This window comes from Sphingobium sp. CCH11-B1 (assembly GCF_001556865.1).
GTDB lineage: Bacteria > Pseudomonadota > Alphaproteobacteria > Sphingomonadales > Sphingomonadaceae > Sphingobium.
On sequence record NZ_LSJY01000008.1, the window covers coordinates 1 to 736 of the forward strand.

The window sequence follows — 736 nt, forward strand, 5'->3', positions numbered from 1 at the left end:
CCCAATGCCAAAAGCTCTCTCCACAAGGCGCACCTCGCCCCTGATGCCGGGCTGCAGGCACCAGGGGCGAGCCTGTCCTTTGCGCAGGGCTCGCATGACTTCGAATCCCTTGATCGTGGCATAGGCCGTGGGGATCGATTTGAAACCGCGCACCGGCTTGATCAGTATCTTGAGCTTTCCGTGATCGGCCTCGATCACGTTATTGAGATACTTCACCTGCCGGTGGGCCGTCTCCCGGTCCAGCTTTCCTTCGCGCTTCAATTCGGTGATCGCTGCACCATAGCTCGGCGCTTTGTCGGTATTGAGCGTGGCAGGCTTTTCCCAGTGCTTCAGGCCTCGCAGGGCCTTGCCCAGGAACCGCTTCGCTGCCTTGGCGCTGCGGGTCGGCGACAGGTAGAAATCGATCGTGTCGCCCCGCTTGTCGACTGCCCGGTACAGGTAGGTCCACTTGCCCCGCACCTTGACGTAGGTTTCATCCAGGCGCCAGCTCGGATCAAAGCCACGCCGCCAGAACCAGCGCAGCCGCTTCTCCATCTCCGGGGCGTAGCACTGGACCCAGCGATAGATCGTCGTATGGTCGACCGAAATGCCGCGTTCCGCCAGCATTTCCTCAAGGTCGCGATAGCTGATCGGATAGCGACAATACCAGCGCACCGCCCACAGGATCACATCACCCTGGAAATGGCGCCACTTGAAATCCGTCATCGTTCCGTCCGTCCAATCTCCGCCAAGCATG

The 736-nt window shown here is 60.6% G+C and carries 1 protein-coding gene; it reads right to left on the reverse strand.

Annotated elements, in window-relative coordinates:
• Positions 1–705 (reverse strand): IS6-like element IS6100 family transposase (locus AX724_RS01555; RefSeq protein ID WP_066762835.1); only part of this gene is annotated, 705 nt, incomplete at its 3' end.
• Positions 706–736 lie beyond the last annotated feature (31 nt).